The sequence below is a fragment of the Amycolatopsis iheyensis genome, assembly GCF_024703995.1.
GTDB lineage: Bacteria > Actinomycetota > Actinomycetes > Mycobacteriales > Pseudonocardiaceae > Amycolatopsis > Amycolatopsis iheyensis.
Map to the genome: position 1 here is coordinate 1 of NZ_JAMXQV010000005.1, position 13,305 is coordinate 13,305.

Annotated in this window: 17 protein-coding genes; 4 read left to right on the forward strand and 13 right to left on the reverse strand. The window is 70.6% G+C overall.

What is annotated here, in order from left to right:
- Positions 1–269: 269 nt before the first annotated feature.
- Positions 270–701, forward strand: coding sequence for a TetR/AcrR family transcriptional regulator C-terminal domain-containing protein (locus tag M8542_RS12130; protein WP_257920198.1), 432 nt, complete (start codon positions 270–272; stop codon positions 699–701).
- 290 nt (positions 702–991) lie between these two features.
- Here the strand turns inward: M8542_RS12130 and M8542_RS12135 are convergent, their stop codons facing one another.
- From M8542_RS12135 to M8542_RS12155, 5 genes are all read right to left on the reverse strand, one after another.
- Positions 992–1,726, reverse strand: coding sequence for a GAF and ANTAR domain-containing protein (locus tag M8542_RS12135; RefSeq protein ID WP_257920199.1), 735 nt, complete (start codon positions 1,724–1,726; stop codon positions 992–994).
- A gap of 363 nt (positions 1,727–2,089) precedes the next feature.
- On the reverse strand, positions 2,090–3,262 hold the full coding sequence (locus tag M8542_RS12140) for an AI-2E family transporter (RefSeq protein WP_257920200.1): 1,173 nt from the start codon (positions 3,260–3,262) through the stop codon (positions 2,090–2,092).
- Positions 3,263–3,469: 207 nt separating this feature from the next.
- The gene (locus M8542_RS12145) at positions 3,470–3,697 is read right to left on the reverse strand and encodes a hypothetical protein (RefSeq protein WP_257920201.1); all 228 of its coding nucleotides are present in this window, start codon (positions 3,695–3,697) and stop codon (positions 3,470–3,472) included.
- Positions 3,698–3,980: 283 nt separating this feature from the next.
- Entirely contained in the window at positions 3,981–5,786 is a 1,806-nt protein-coding gene (locus M8542_RS12150; protein ID WP_257920202.1) for a glycoside hydrolase family 15 protein, read from the reverse strand.
- Positions 5,783–6,964, reverse strand: a complete 1,182-nt coding sequence (locus tag M8542_RS12155; RefSeq protein ID WP_257920203.1) for a glucose-6-phosphate dehydrogenase — start codon at positions 6,962–6,964, stop codon at positions 5,783–5,785. Before M8542_RS12155 ends, M8542_RS12150 begins: the two co-directional genes overlap by 4 nt.
- Positions 6,965–7,235: 271 nt before the next feature.
- Between M8542_RS12155 and M8542_RS12160 the strand changes: the two genes are divergently transcribed.
- Genes M8542_RS12160 through M8542_RS12170 form a run of 3 tightly spaced genes read left to right on the forward strand, consistent with a single transcriptional unit; the run spans position 7,236 to position 9,045 of the window.
- Entirely contained in the window at positions 7,236–7,715 is a 480-nt protein-coding gene (locus tag M8542_RS12160) for a pyridoxamine 5'-phosphate oxidase family protein (RefSeq protein WP_257920204.1), read from the forward strand.
- Between the two features lie 52 nt (positions 7,716–7,767).
- Positions 7,768–8,205 carry an SRPBCC family protein gene (locus tag M8542_RS12165; protein ID WP_257920205.1) on the forward strand — a complete coding sequence of 146 codons (438 nt, stop codon included), beginning with the start codon at positions 7,768–7,770 and terminating at the stop codon, positions 8,203–8,205.
- Positions 8,206–8,211: 6 nt separating this feature from the next.
- Positions 8,212–9,045 carry a DUF1295 domain-containing protein gene (locus tag M8542_RS12170; protein ID WP_257920206.1) on the forward strand — a complete coding sequence of 278 codons (834 nt, stop codon included), beginning with the start codon at positions 8,212–8,214 and terminating at the stop codon, positions 9,043–9,045.
- Between the two features lie 11 nt (positions 9,046–9,056).
- On the opposite strand, the gene M8542_RS12175 is transcribed toward M8542_RS12170, so the two are convergent.
- From M8542_RS12175 to M8542_RS12210, 8 genes are all read right to left on the reverse strand, one after another.
- On the reverse strand, positions 9,057–10,094 hold the full coding sequence (locus M8542_RS12175; protein ID WP_257920207.1) for a zinc-binding metallopeptidase family protein: 1,038 nt from the start codon (positions 10,092–10,094) through the stop codon (positions 9,057–9,059).
- A 196-nt stretch (positions 10,095–10,290) separates the two neighbouring features.
- Entirely contained in the window at positions 10,291–10,734 is a 444-nt protein-coding gene (locus tag M8542_RS12180) for a GNAT family N-acetyltransferase (RefSeq protein WP_257920208.1), read from the reverse strand.
- 63 nt (positions 10,735–10,797) lie between these two features.
- On the reverse strand, positions 10,798–11,355 hold the full coding sequence (locus tag M8542_RS12185) for an alkaline shock response membrane anchor protein AmaP (RefSeq protein ID WP_257920209.1): 558 nt from the start codon (positions 11,353–11,355) through the stop codon (positions 10,798–10,800).
- Entirely contained in the window at positions 11,352–11,879 is a 528-nt protein-coding gene (locus M8542_RS12190) for a DUF6286 domain-containing protein (RefSeq protein WP_257920210.1), read from the reverse strand. Before M8542_RS12190 ends, M8542_RS12185 begins: the two co-directional genes overlap by 4 nt.
- A complete protein-coding gene (locus M8542_RS12195; RefSeq protein ID WP_257920211.1) occupies positions 11,876–12,250 on the reverse strand; it encodes an Asp23/Gls24 family envelope stress response protein in 375 nt (124 codons plus the stop codon). Before M8542_RS12195 ends, M8542_RS12190 begins: the two co-directional genes overlap by 4 nt.
- Positions 12,251–12,253: 3 nt before the next feature.
- Complete coding sequence (locus tag M8542_RS12200; protein WP_257920212.1) at positions 12,254–12,430, reverse strand: hypothetical protein; 177 nt, start codon at positions 12,428–12,430, stop codon at positions 12,254–12,256.
- An 11-nt stretch (positions 12,431–12,441) separates the two neighbouring features.
- Positions 12,442–12,717, reverse strand: coding sequence for a hypothetical protein (locus M8542_RS12205; RefSeq protein ID WP_257920213.1), 276 nt, complete (start codon positions 12,715–12,717; stop codon positions 12,442–12,444).
- Positions 12,714–13,163, reverse strand: a complete 450-nt coding sequence (locus M8542_RS12210; RefSeq protein WP_257920214.1) for an Asp23/Gls24 family envelope stress response protein — start codon at positions 13,161–13,163, stop codon at positions 12,714–12,716. The genes M8542_RS12205 and M8542_RS12210 overlap by 4 nt, the downstream gene beginning before the upstream one ends.
- Positions 13,164–13,305: the final 142 nt, after the last annotated feature.

Below are 13,305 nucleotides of genomic sequence, written 5' to 3' on the forward strand. Positions count from 1 at the left end.
CGGTCGGTCGATGCCACCAGACCCGGTGACACCACCCCCCGGATCATGCCTTCGACTGGGGGCGCAAGTCATGCCGGGCCTGGTGACCACAGCTCCTTGATCAGGAACCACGAAAAAGGTAACGGGGGCGCCATGTCGCTCTACCGCCACATCACGAACAAGGACGACCTCGTCACGCAGATGGCCGACCTCGTCTTCGGCGAAGTGGAACTGCCCGATCCGGGGCCGACGGGCTGGCGCGCCAAGCTCGAACTGGTCGCACGACGGCAATGGCCCTGTTCTGGCGGCACCTCTGGCTGCCCAAAGCGGTCTCGTTCACCCGTCCTTCGCTCGCGCCGAACATGATGCAGCACACCGAATGGACTCTGCGTGCGCTGGACGGCTTGGGCCTGTCACTGCGCACGCGCATGCAGGAAGCGCTCGCGCTGCACTCGCTGGTGCTCAACGCCGCGTTGTCCACAGCGGACGAAATGGAGGCCGAGCAGGAGACCGGAGTGACCCTCGCTCGCTGGTTGCAGACGCAGCAGACCAGGACCGAGGAGCTGTTGGCGAGCGGCCGGTTCCCCCTGCTGGCCCAAGTGCACGAGGAAATGGTGCCCGATCTCGACGAGCTGTTCGAGTACTGTCTCGACCGGCACCTCGACGGATTCGCGATCCTGGTGGCCGAGCAGGAGGCTCGCCGGGTTGGTGAACCGAAGTGACGGCTGCGCGGCCGGCATGATCCGATTCCGGCCGGACGGTGGTCGCTGCTGCGGAGCGAGCGCTACGACGCGCTGAAGCCGACCGAGTTCGCGGCTCGGGCCGCGTCATCCCGGGCAGCGCTGGTGCGTCCAAGCCCGGCGCGAGGGTAGGTACCCGGGTCGGGTGGTAGCGGTGGCGCGGGTGCCGCGATCTCCGGTGTCCGCAAGGACTCTCAGGGCGACCGACCCGGCCCGGAGACGACGGGCCGGCTGAGGCGCTTCCGGTGTGGATCGTAGGGTTTGATGGGCGGTCAGTCGGCAGTCCTCGGCCGACCCGAAACCTCGACGACGAATCGACCGGCGACGTCGCGCAGCTTGGTGTTGGTCTGCTGGGATTCGGTGACCAGTCTCCGCATGGCGGTTTCGGCGTCGATGCGGTGAATGGCCATGAGCATGCCCTTGGCTTGTTCGATCACCGCGCGGGAACGCATGGCGGTGGTGAGGTGCTCGCACTGTTCGGCCGCGTGACGGTAGCGGCGCGCGCTGCGCAGCCCGAACGAGACGAGGGTGGTGTAGACGGTGATCAGGTGCGATTCCGCCGCGGCGAACCCGTGGTCGCCGAAGCCGAACAGGTTCAGCGCACCGGCGAGCGTGTCGTCCACGCGCAGGGGCGCGGCCAGGTAGCTGCCGACGCCGAAAGCGGAGGCGCGGCGGGCGAACTCCGGAAACCGGTCGGCCGCGTTCGGCATGGCGATCCGCACGACGTCACCGGTTTCGGCGGCGCGCAGGCAGGGTCCGGTGCCGGCCTGGTACTGGCCGCGGTCGATCTCGACCGCGCGCGGGTCGGAGTGCGCGGCGGTTTCGGGTTCACCGTGGTGGAAGGCGGTGATACTCGCCATGTCGGCATCGGGGAACGCTCGCACAGCCTCGGCGACGATGGTGTCGAGAACGCTTTGTTCGCCTTCGTCGCTCTCGAAGGACTCGGTCAGCGATCGGGCCGCGCCGGCGAGCTCGTCGAACGCGCGGGGCAGGTCTTGGTCGAGCATGGTCGCTCCTGTCGAACTGTGGCGGGTGCGTGCGGAGGCCGATCCCGGCCTCTTGCCGCCGCTGTGGTTTCAACGGAGCGGCCGGAAGCGTAACCGCCGGCACCGACACTTTCCGAGCAGCGACGGTCCAGTGTCGCCCGTGATACGGGGAAAGGCCGGTAGTTGCGCTGGATGCCGTCGGGTCAGCCCCTCACGGTGGATGGACAGTGTGGTGGATCACATCCGGTGGTCGCTTCGCGCGAGTCGCGTGTGAGACGGTGCGAAAGGGGTATGCGCCGGTGTCTTGCCTACGCGCAAGGCGGCTGAAAAGGGGTGGCGCCGGTTCAGCCAGCAGCCGGCGCCACCGCCGGGGACGTGGTTCCGTCATGCCTGGTCGAGCCGAGGGTAGAGCACCTCCTTGACCAGCAGGAGGATCGCCGCGGCGACGGGAATGGCGACCAGGGCCCCGATGATGCCCAGCAATGCTCCGCCGACCAGGACGGCCACGACGGTGATCAGCGCGGGGACCTTGAGCGCCGTGCCGATGATCTTCGGGACCAGCAGGTAGTCCTCGGCCAGCCGGTAGACGAGCGCGAACCCGACGGTGGCCAGGCACACCGGCAGCGACACCGTGAGCGCGACGACGCTGATCAGCACGCCGCCGATCACGGACCCCACCACCGGGATGAGATCCAGGACCGCGACCGCGACGGCCAGCAGAGCCGCGTAGGGCACCCCGAAGACCAGCAGCCAGATCAGGGTGAGCACGCCGGCGATCACGGAGACGGCCAGGTTGCCCAGGACGTAACCGCCGACCTTGGCGAAGATGTCGTCGCCGATCAGGATGGCGCGTGGCCGGCGGGAATGCGGGATCAGCCGGTACATCGTGGTGCGGATCCGGGGCAGGTCGGCGACGAAGTAGATCGTCAGGACGATCACGACCAGCGCGTCGGTGACGACGCCGAACACCGCTTTGCCCGCGCCCAGGACGCCACTGGTGAGGCTGCCGCCCGAGCTGAACGCCGACTGGACGGCCTGTTGCAGGTGGAACCGGTCGTTGAGCCGGCCGAGGAACGTGGTGTGGTCCTGGAGCTGACGCACGTAGTCCGGTGCCTGGTCGACCAGGGCGGTCGCCTGTTCGACGATGACGGGGATGGCGGCGGCGAGGAAGCCACCCAGCACCGCGAGCGCGGCGACGAACACGGCGGCGACGGCGAGCCAGCGCGGGAAGCGGTGGTTGACCAGCCACGACACGACGGGTTCCAGGCCGATGGCCAGGAACAGGGCGAGCCCGACCAGGACGAGGATCTGTTCGGCGCCGGCGAGGAGCTGGATGAGGCCGTAGGTCACGGCGACGCCGGCGGCGGCGGTCATGCCGATGAAGAAGGGGGACCGGCGGTCGAGGCGTTTGCCGACCGTGCCCAGCGGTTGTTCGGGGGTGCTGATTTCGGCGGCTTCGGCTTCGGCCTCGGCGACCGTGCCCTCGTCGGTGTCGCTGTGCGGTTGCCCGACCAGCGGATGGTGAGCTTCGGCGGCGGGGCCGGAGGGTGACGTCATGGGATACCGCGCTGTCTCGCACCGGGCGGTGCGTGGGGGAGGGCCGGCTCGATCGTGAAGAGCGATCTGCGCGCTGGTGATCGGCTGGTGGCTCAACCTCGCGCAGGATAGCGATCCGCGCCGGAATCCAAACCTCGTTCGCGGCACCCGTTATGCGGATGGCATCGGGACTTCGCGGATCTGGTGATGGCGGTGGCCCGCTGGGCGTCAGCCGATCGCCGTCCTGCGGTCGAGGTACTCGACGGTGCAGCCGGCGAGCCGCCGCGCGGCGTCCTCGGCGTGTGCCAGGCACAGCCTGCCGCCCTCGCCGTCTTCGTCGGTGACGACCGTGGCGACCGGTTCCGCACACGGGCTGTGGAGCCGGTCGTAGCTCCACTCGCGGCCGCAGCCGATGACGGTGCACCGGGCCCGGTCGGTGTCGGACCGCAGTGTCATCCCGTGGACGGGGCAGACGCCCCACGGAACGTCGCACATGTTCGGGTCACGAGACACCCGGACGCGGACGAGGTACTCGGCGGTCCGGGAGATCTGCTCGGGTGTAGTCCTCCAGGTCGTCGGTGGCCTTGTCCATCGGCTGGGCCAGCCGGTTCAGGCTCCCGTCGTCGGCAGCGGCTCGGGCGTCTTCTGCTCAGGCATCGTCGTCCGTGGAGGTGAGGGAGCGGGAGGAGGCCACCGATGAGCTCTTTCTCACCCATCCGCGAATCCGGGTAATCGCCGCTCACCCGTCCAAGGCACGGTCGAGGTTGATCGCGGAACTGATCAGGGACAGGTGGGTGAAGGCCTGGGGAAAGTTGCCCAGCTGGTCACCGGTCAGGCCGATCTGCTCGGCGTACAGACCGACGTGGTTGGCGTAGGTGAACATCTTTTCCAGCGCCAGCCGGGCGTCTTCCACCCGGCCGGTGCGGGCCAGGGCTTCCACGTACCAGAACGAGCAGATGGAGAACGTGCCCTCGGCGCCGTCCACCCCGTCCGGCGCCTCCTCCGGGTCGTAGCGGAAGACCAGGCTGTCGACGACGAGTGACCGCTCCAATGCGGCCACGGTGGAGACGAACCGCGGATCGGTGGGACTGCAGAACTTCACCAGCGGCATCAGCAGCAGGGACGCGTCGGGGACGAAGTGGTCGTAGTGCTGCGAAAAGCTGTTCTCCTCCGCGCTCCAGCCGCGGGTCTGGATCTGCTCGTAGATCTCGTCGCGGACGCTCGTCCAGCGGCCGAGGTCGGCGGGCAGGCCCCGGCGGCGGGCGACGCGGATCATGCGCTCGATCCCCACCCAGCACATCAGCCGGGAGAACGTGTGGTTCTGCCGTCCGGAGCGCGCTTCCCAGATCCCTTCGTCCGGCTGGTCCCAGTGCTCGAACAGCCAGTCCAGCACCTGGACGAGGTTGTGCCACGCCTGGTGGGAAATGCCGGCGCTGTACTTGTCGAACAGGTAGATCGAGTCGATCAGCTCGCCGTAGATGTCCAGTTGCAGCTGCCGGGCCGCGGCGTTGCCGATCCGGACCGGCGCGGAGCCGCGGTAGCCCTCCCAGTGGCCGAGGACTTCTTCTTCGCGCGCGGGTTCGCCGTCGATGGTGTACATCACCCGCAACGGGCCGAGGTCGCCGTCGCCGGGGTCGTCGAAGCGGTCGGTGAGCCAGCCGAAGAAGTCCTCCGCTTCGCAGGTGAAGCCCAGGCGCAGCAAGGCGTAGAGCGAAAACGCGGCGTCCCGGATCCACACGTGCCGGTAGTCCCAGTTGCGCTCGCCGCCGACCTGTTCCGGCAGCCCGCAGGTCGGCGCGGCGATGATCGCGCCGGACGGTTCGTGGGTGAGCAGTTTCAGCAGGAGCGCGGAGCGGTGCACCATCTCCCGCCAGCGGCCGGTGTAGGTGGACTGCTCGATCCAGGACCGCCAGAACCCCACCGTGGCCCGGAAAAGGTCCTCGACCTCGTCGTCCAGTGGGCCGCCGGGCGGGTCGCCGTCGAGCACCTCGAGCACGAACACGGCGGTGTCGCCGGGGCCGAGGTCGAACTCGCCGGCGATCCCGCCGTCGGTGGGCTCCAGCGGGATCGACGTGCGCAGGCCCAGCCGCAGCCCCGGGCCGTCGAAGACGACCCCGTTCCCGTCGGTTTCGGTCCGGTGTGCCGCGCGGCCGTAGTCGAACCGGGGGCGGACGTCGGTGCTCACGCGGACGTGGCCGCGGATGTTCACCACCCGCCGGACCAGTCGTTGTCGGTGGTCGGGGTCGCGCCGGCACCGGATCGGCATGAAGTCCTGGACCTCGACGATGCCGTCCTCGGTGAGGAAGCGGGTGACGAGGATGTTGGAGTCGGGGATGTAGAACTGGTGCCGGTTGGTCACTTCGCACACGGGGTGCAGTGCCCACCGGCCGCCGTCGTCGGCGTCGAGCAGGGCGCCGAACACGCTGGGGGAGTCGAACCGGGGTGCGCAGAACCAGCTGATCCCGCCGTCGGTGCCGACGACGGCGGCGGTGCGCAGGTCGCCGATGAGACCGTGCTCGGCGATCGGGAGGTACCGCTCGCTCATCGGCCCTCCGCGTTCCGCGGTCCCTGCGAACCGCGGTCGTACCGCTGGGTGGGCGGCGGCGAGTCCAGTACCGGTGCGGCCACCTCCCACAGCCGCTCGACTTCCTCGGCGCTGGTGAACCAGGTCCGGTCACCCCGCAGCGCGTCAAGCAGCAGGTGCGCGTACGGCGTCGCTTCCGACTCGTCGGTGAGGTCGAAGCGGTGCGGGCCGGCCGTGACCACGATGTGTGTCTCGGCCAGTGCCTTGCCGGTCCGCAGGAGGAAGGGCACGCCTCGCCAGCGCCCGGTGTCGACGAATGCTTCCAGCGCGACATACGTTTCCCGGTCGGATTCCGGGTCGACGTCGTCTTCGTCGCGGTAGCCCTCGTACTGGCCGAACACCGTGCGTGCCGGGTCGAAGGGCCGCAGCGCCCGGAACACCGCCAGCTTGGCGGCGTGCAGGCTTTCGGCGTCGGGGTGGTTCGGCGGATCCATGGCCAGGACGCCGAGGACCTGGCACAGGTGGGTGGGGACCATGTCGCGGAAGGTGCCGGTGGACTCCATGAAGGACCCGCGGCCTTCGATGTCGATTTCCTCGGGCACGTCGATCCGCACGGACGACACCGGCCCGGTCAGCTTCCCGGGCAGGTCCCGGACCGCGTCCTTGCCGAGGAAGTGGTCGATCCGGAAGATCCGCTCTTCGGGGAAGACGGCCCGGACGGTTTCGTTCAGCTCGCGGGCCGAGGCGAGGTCGTGACCGAACGGCTTCTCGACGATCAGGCGCGCGTCCTCGGCCAGACCGGTGTCACCGAGCATGCGCACCATGGGCCCCATCGCCTCCGGCGGCACGGAAAGGTACAGCATCGTCCGGGCGCCGTCGCCCAGCTCCGCAAGCGCCGCGCGCACGGCCGCGGCGAGGTCTTCACCGTCGTCGCTGTCGGACGTCACGAACGAGAGGTGGCCGGCGAAGACGTCCCAGGTCGCCGTGTCGATATCGCCGAACTCCCGGACGTCCCGGCCGAGGGTGTCACGGAATTCGCGGTCGCTTCCCGGCGACGTCCGCCCCGTGCCGATCACCCGGAATCCGTCCGGCAGGCCGCCCGCCCGCCACAGCCGGACGACACCGGGGAACAGCAGTCGCTTGGCCAGGTCGCCGGTGGCACCGAAGATCACCAGGACGTGCGGAGGGATCTCCGACATGGGGGCACCTCGTTCGATGGTCGGGGATTTCAGGTCCAGGCGACCGGATGCTAGGCGTCCGTTCGGGGCCTCGCACCGCGAAGGACGGGGTCGGCATCACTCGTGCGGGTCATTTCGGAGCGCTGCACCCTCGCCGGGCTTGGCCGGTGACTTTGCGGGTACCCACGCACAGTTCGGGTCGGGGTCGCCGGAACCGGCACCGATCGTCGACCTGGCCGACGGCGCCCGGCGCTTCGAGACGGCCGGAAACCCACTGAAGACGGAGGACTCCATGAGCGACGACGATCACCGCATCGTCACCGAGATCGCGCGGAAGGTCCGCACGGCGATGATCACCAGCCGCGGCGCGGACGGCAGGCTGACCAGCCGGCCGATGACGAGCCAGCGGATGGACTTCGATGGCACCGCCTGGTTCTTCGTCAGCAGGACCGCCGACCTGGTCGCGGACATCGCCCGGGACGGCCAGGTCAACGTCGGCTACGCGGGCTCCGGCTCGTGGCTGTCGCTGAGCGGCACCGCGTCCGTGGTCGACGACCGGGCCCGCAAGAACGCACTGTGGAACGAGTTCGTCGCGGCCTGGTTCCCGAACGGCCCGGACGACCCCGACGTCGTGTTGCTGAAGGTGGACGCGGACTCCGCGGAGTACTGGAACACACCCGGCGGCAAGCCCCGGGCCCTGTTCGAGATGGCGAAGGCCCGGGTGACGGGGAACCGGCCGGATCCGGGGGACAACGACACCGTGGACCTCTGACCCCGGCGGATCCCGGTTCGCAGGACTGCCACGACTACGGAAGGAAGACGCTGTGACCACCGTTTCCCGCACTTTCACCGTCGGCCCCGCGCCCGACGTCGTCGTCCCGTACCTCGCCGACTTCGGCCACGCCGAGCAATGGGATCCCGGCACCGAGCGGTGCACCCGCAACGACGACGGGCCCGTGCGGGTCGGGTCGTCGTGGCACAACACCTCGAAGATCGCGGGCATCAGCACGGAGCTGACCTACACGCTCGAGCAGCTTTCTGCCGATCGGATCGTGCTGGTGGGCCGCAACGACACCGCGACCTCGACCGAGACCATCGACGTCGTCGCCGACGGGAGCGGGTCGCGCCTGACCTACACGAACGACCTGGAGTTCAAGGGAGTCGCGAAACTCGCGGCGCCGCTGGGCAAAGTGGTGTTCGAGAAGCTCGGCAACGACACCGAGCGGCGGTTGACCGACGTGCTCAACGGCCTGGGCCGGTAGCCGCCGATGCGATCGCGACGACAGCCGGGGCCGGACGTGCGCAGCCTGCGCCGGGTGGCCGTGCTCTCGGCCGGGGTCGTGGCGTGTGCCCAGGCCGCCACCGCGGTGGTCGCGCTGCGTGCGGGCCGGCGTGACTACGCCGACGCGGTGTGGGGGCCCGGCTTGGCCGCGGTCGCCGTCACGAGCGCGCTGGCCGGGCGGGGTGACGTTCGGCGGCGGTGGGCGCTCGCGGCCGCGACGAGCGCGTGGGCGGTCCGGCTGGAACGTCAGATGCTCACCCGGATCCGCGGCAGCCGGGAGGAAGACCCGCGCTACACCGAGTTCCTGGACGGCGACTCGACGGCGGCCGTGGTCGGCAAGGTCTTCGTCACCCAAGGGCTGAGCCAGCTGCTGGTCTCCGCGCCGATCCAGCTGGCCGCGGCGAGCGCGCCGCCGCGCGGCCGGCGCAAGTGGCTCGCGCCGGCCGGGCTGGCGGTCATGGCCGGTGGCGCGCTGGTCGAAGCGCTGGCGGATCGCCAGAAGGCGCAGTATTCCGAGCGGGACGAGGACGAGCGGCCGGACGTGCTCGACACCGGGCTTTGGGGCTGGTCACGGCACCCGAACTACTTCGGCGACTCACTGGTGTGGGACGGCGCGTGGCTGGCCGCGACGGCGTCCCCCTTCGGCGGGTGGACGCTGCCCGCCCCGGCCCTGATGAGCTACCTGCTGATGTTCGCCACCGGAGCCAAGCGCACCGAACGGCGGATGCAGGACCGCCCGGGTTACCGGGACTACCAAAGCCGGGTCGCGTTCTTCTTCCCCCGGCCACCGCGGACCGCACCGACGGACGATGCAGCGTGACGGTGTCGAGGTCAGCCGTGCCGGCCGAGCTTGCTGTCGACGAACCGGAGTTTCGCCTGGACGGCCGGTGACAGCGCGAACGGGTAGAGGTCGTCCTTGCCCATGCTGCGGTTGAGCTGGTTGAGCGCCCGCGACAGCGGGACCCAGGTGGCCATCAGGGCGTCGACGTCACGCGGGTGGTCTTCGGGCTCCGCGTCGACCGGGCTGCCGGGATGCGGCGCGATCGGCGTGCCGGCCACGAGCACGCCCAGTGCGGCGGCGGTCTGGACCGTGTCGCGGATGTGGAGCAGGTGGGCGAACGTCTCCGCCCAGTCCTCCCACGGGTGCGCGCCCGCGTAGTGGCTGACGTGGGTGTCGGTCCACTCGGTGCCGGGGTCGCTCGCGTAGTGCGTCGCCAAGGCTTCTTGGTAGTCGGCGCGCTCGTCGCCGAAGACGCGCCGGAACTCGCCGGGGTCGCCGGCGACGAGCACGTCCCAGTACCAGTGGCCGACCTCGTGGCGGACGTGCCCGAGCATCGTCCGGTAGGGCTCGGCCAGCTTCGCGCGTAGCCCTTCCCGGAACCCGTCGTCGCCTTCGGCGAGGTCGATGGTGATCACGCCGCCGGCGTGTCCGGTGGTCACCGGCTCTTCGGCGCTGGACAGCAGGTCGAACGCCAGTCCGTGCTCCGGGTCGTCGGTCCGTGGCGTAGTGGGAAGGCCGAGGTCGTCGAGCTGGTAGAGCAGCCGTCGCTTGGCGGCTTCGGCGACCCGGAAGGTGTCGTCGACGTCCTCGTCGGCCGGGCGGGTGCGGGTCAGGGCGCAGCAACCGCACAGCGGGCCGCCGGCGGCGAGCCAGTTGCACCCGGCGAGTTCGGCGTTGGCGCAGCGCCGGTTCTCGTCGGCCCGGAGCATCGACGCGCTTCCGCGGTCGAAGCCGACATCGGTGCCGCACACCACGCAGGCCGAGTTCTCGAAGAACAGCAGGTTCGCGCATTTCGGGCAGGTGAAGGTGCGCACGGGTTCCCTTTCGTACCGGGCGACGCTCAGGCCCGTGACCACCGCACGGGACATCTGGCCTGGAGTTACCCCGTGGGTGTCCCGGACGAACATGCCCGGGTGGAGGCGTCTTGGCTGCTGCCGACCGATGGCAGGCGACGACGCCACCGGGCGGTGCTGCGGACCGGCTGGCGAGCCGCCTCGCTCACCGTGAGACCCGACTACCCGGTTCGCACGTTCAGGCACCTGCCGAAGTAGCCGCGGTGGCTCGTCACCCCGCAGGGCGTTCGAAGATCTGATCGATCCCGTTCCGGGCGTCGTCACGGATGTGGACGAAGCCGTGGCGTTCGTAGAGGCCGCGGACCCGGTTGCCGCGGTCGATCGCGAGCCGGAACGGTGGCCGATCCGCCGTCTCCCGCAGGACGGCGGCCAGGACCTCGCCGCCGATCCCGCGTCCGTGGACCACCGGGGACAGGTAGAAGTGTTCGATCCACCGAGCGTCCGGCTCCGGGCGGACCGCGATGCTGCCGACGTCCTCGCCGTCCAGCGTCACGACACGGGTGTTGGCGGGGACGAATCCGGCGAGGAACCTCCCGCGCGCCCAGTCGCGGTTCCAGAGCCCGAGTCGTTCGAGATCCGGCCGCATGGCCTCCGCCTTCAGGTCGGCCAGCCATTCCGAGTCGTTCGCCGTCGCCGCCCGGAAGGTCCACCGCACCACGCCATCTTTTCACGGGTGCCCGGTGCCGGCGCACCGCGGCGCCCGGCTGGGCAGGGCCCATCAGGCGACGCGGGAGCCGGCTGCCGTGGTGAAGCGCAGTTCGACCTGGGTGGGCAGGTCGTCGAGGTCGAGGGCCTGGCACAGCCGGGACACACCTTCGTCGCGGATGCGGTCGCGGATCTCGGCGGGGTCGCCGTCCTGCTCGACCGAGACGACCGCGAGCAGCTCCGGGTGGTCGGCCGGGCCGGTGAGGGACGCCGTCGCGGTGCGCACGCCCGGGTAGCCGCGCACTTCTTCGATGAACGGGGCGACGGCCGTGGTGGTGGCCAGATCCGTGGTGCCGGTGCCGGATTCGAAGTGCCAGGTGCGGCCGGCCGGCTTGCGGACCAGCTGCGCGGCCAGCCAGCGCAGCCCGGCCAGCGCGACGACGACGCCGGCGGTCGCGGTCACGTACCACGCCCAGGTCGGCGGCAGTGCGGTGCCCGGCACGATCGGCCGATCCGCGCCGAGCGCCGGGAGCCAGTGGAAGCGGATCGCGGCCGGGACCGCGCCGGCGGCGATCAGCAGCAGGCCGAACCCGGCCAGCAGTGTCCGGTTGAGACGGGCGGGACGGTTCACGACGTGCTCCTCACTGCGCGAAGACGGACCTTGACCTCGGGACGGCGGACCGGGGCGATCCGGTCCAACCGGTTCGCGATCGCGACGCGGACCGCGTCGGCGATCCCGTCGGGGCGGGTCCGGCGCGTCCGCACCCGGACGCGGATGCTGCGCCGTCGCACCTTCAGCCGTACTTTGTCCACGCCGTCGACCTGTGCCGCGGCCCTCCGGAGGGTGGAGCCGTAGCTGTGGCGCGAGGCGCCGGAGTCCAGGTCACCGCGCAGCGGAAGCACGGTGAGCTTGCCCGGAAGCACCGCCGCGAGCACCAGGATCAGGCCGAGCAGCGCGACGGCCCCGCCGGTGATGAGGACGGGCAGGTCGGCCCAGTGCAGGTCGTGCAGCTGCCGTGCGGTGGCGTCGTAGTCCAGCCACGGGCGCTCGCCGAGGATCATCTGGATGGCCACGATCGCGGCGAGCGCGCCGGCCGCGGTCACGACCAGCGCGGTCAGCGCAGCCGGAGTGCTGCGGCGTGGGCGGCGTTTCACGAGACCCTCCTCGAGGACGTGGCCGGCGGGTGCAGTGCGGTGACGGTGATGTCCACCCGTTCGACGTCGAGCCCGGTCAGTTCGCTCACCCGCTCGCGCAGGTGGGCCCGGGCCTGTTCGGTGGTGCGTGCGACCGACGCCGGGTAGGTGATCGACAGCCGGGTGGCCAGCCGCACCCGGTCGCCGTCGACCTCGGCATCGACCTTGACCGAGCGCTCGGCGTCTTCGCCGCCGAGCGCGACCCCCAGCACCCGCCCGGCGGCGCCGCCGACGTCATCGAGCTCACGGGCGGCCTGCGCGGCGATCCGTTCGACCGCCTGGCCGGCGATGACCAGTTCACCCCGCTCTTCGGCGGGCACCGTGGTGGTCATGGCTCAGCCCCGGTCCCGGCCGAACAGCTGGCCGAGGTCGATCTTGCCGTCGAGGTGACGGCCGATCAGGAAGCCGATCGCCCCGAGCACGAGCACGGCCAGGAACGCGCCGAACCCGCCGAAGGCGAGGGCGAGGCCGAGCACGAGACCGGTGAGCAACCCGGTCCTGGTGGCATTCATGGGAACCTCCATCAAGAAGTGGTGGGTACGGCCACGTCGCCGACGAACACGCGTACGGGCCGGTCGAGCGGGCCGATCGCGACCCGGACCGCGGTCGCCGCGTCGGCGGCGGTGGCCGGGTAGCTGAGCACGACGCCGATGGTCACCTCGTCGTCGGTGACGCGGACCCCGGCGACGCGCCGACCGGGCAGCAGCGTCGCGATTTCCCCGATCCGGCCGCCGTGCGGGCCTGCTACCTCGGGCAGGCCCGCCACGGCTTCGGCGATCGCGACCGCGTCGGGTGTCACTGCACCCGGCCGGTGTCGGCGCTCTGGTCGTCGGCGTCGTCGCCGGGCAGGTTGAGGTCGTCCACGGCGATGTTGACCTCGACGACTTCGAGGCCGGTCATCCGCTCGACCGAGGTGATCACGTTGCGCCGCACCGACCGTGAGAGGTCGGCGATCGACACGCCGTACTCCACGACGACCTGCAGGTCGACCGCGGCCTGCTTCTCGCCGACCTCGACCGACACGCCCTGCCCCGCGGAAGCGGTCGCACCCGGGATGCGTTCGCGGATCGCGGAGAAGGCACGGGCGGCGCCGCCGCCGAGGGAGTGCACCCCGGGCACCTCGCGGGTGGCCAGGCCGGCGATCTTCTGCACCACGGTGTCCGCGATCGTGGTCGCGCCCTTGCCGGTGACGAGGGCGCCGGTCGTCTCGGTGGTGGCGGGGGTCTTCGTGGTCGTCTCGGCCATGGTGTTCCTCCTTCGTCGGGTGAACTGTTGTGCCGGGAGGACCCGAGGTGGGTCGGAATCGTCACGGCCACGATCGAGTGAACACGGTCACGCGGCCGGGGAAGTGACGAATGGGTCGCCGGGATGTCTTGATGGCATAACC

Bases quoted from the DNA above. Each gene is read 5' to 3' on its own strand.
- M8542_RS12160 (WP_257920204.1), top strand. From the start codon at position 7,236: ATGAGCGACGACGATCACCGCATCGTCACCGAGATCGCGCGGAAGGTC.
- M8542_RS12150 (WP_257920202.1), bottom strand. From the start codon at position 5,786: ATGAGCGAGCGGTACCTCCCGATCGCCGAGCACGGTCTCATCGGCGAC.
- M8542_RS12175 (WP_257920207.1), bottom strand. From the start codon at position 10,094: ATGTCCCGTGCGGTGGTCACGGGCCTGAGCGTCGCCCGGTACGAAAGG.
- M8542_RS12135 (WP_257920199.1), bottom strand. From the start codon at position 1,726: ATGCTCGACCAAGACCTGCCCCGCGCGTTCGACGAGCTCGCCGGCGCG.
- M8542_RS12130 (WP_257920198.1), top strand. From the start codon at position 270: ATGGCCCTGTTCTGGCGGCACCTCTGGCTGCCCAAAGCGGTCTCGTTC.
- M8542_RS12140 (WP_257920200.1), bottom strand. From the start codon at position 3,262: ATGACGTCACCCTCCGGCCCCGCCGCCGAAGCTCACCATCCGCTGGTC.
- M8542_RS12145 (WP_257920201.1), bottom strand. From the start codon at position 3,697: ATGACACTGCGGTCCGACACCGACCGGGCCCGGTGCACCGTCATCGGC.
- M8542_RS12170 (WP_257920206.1), top strand. From the start codon at position 8,212: ATGCGATCGCGACGACAGCCGGGGCCGGACGTGCGCAGCCTGCGCCGG.
- M8542_RS12155 (WP_257920203.1), bottom strand. From the start codon at position 6,964: ATGTCGGAGATCCCTCCGCACGTCCTGGTGATCTTCGGTGCCACCGGC.
- M8542_RS12195 (WP_257920211.1), bottom strand. From the start codon at position 12,250: ATGACCACCACGGTGCCCGCCGAAGAGCGGGGTGAACTGGTCATCGCC.
- M8542_RS12210 (WP_257920214.1), bottom strand. From the start codon at position 13,163: ATGGCCGAGACGACCACGAAGACCCCCGCCACCACCGAGACGACCGGC.
- M8542_RS12200 (WP_257920212.1), bottom strand. From the start codon at position 12,430: ATGAATGCCACCAGGACCGGGTTGCTCACCGGTCTCGTGCTCGGCCTC.